Raw genomic sequence first — 346 nt, 5'->3', positions numbered from 1 at the left:
GGGCCGGTCGAGGCCATCCCCTACCTCAAGACCCAGCAACGGCTGCTGTTTGCCCGCGCCGGCATTACCCGCCCGTTGTCGCTGGACGACTACCGGGCGCACGGCGGTTTCGCCGGCCTTGAAGCCGCGGTAGAGCTGGACGGCGCCGAAGTGGTCGCTGCCGTGCTGGACTCCGGCCTGCTCGGCGGACGCCGGCCCAGGCCAGAAGTACGTGGTGTGCAATGCCGACGAGGGCGACTCCGGCACCCTTGCCGACCGCATGCTGACGGAGGGCGACCCGTTCCTGCTGATCGAGGGCATGATCATTGCCGGCCTCGCCGTGGGCGCCGACATGGGCCACATCCAT

Annotated in this window: 1 pseudogene; it reads left to right on the top strand. The window is 69.7% G+C overall.

From position 1 onward, the window contains the following. Positions 1-346, top strand: a pseudogene (locus GYA94_RS27065) (formate dehydrogenase); the annotation flags it as partial.

The sequence above is a fragment of the Pseudomonas juntendi genome (assembly GCF_009932375.1).
Lineage (GTDB): Bacteria > Pseudomonadota > Gammaproteobacteria > Pseudomonadales > Pseudomonadaceae > Aquipseudomonas > Aquipseudomonas juntendi.
This window is presented reverse-complemented; position numbering and strand designations above follow the sequence as displayed.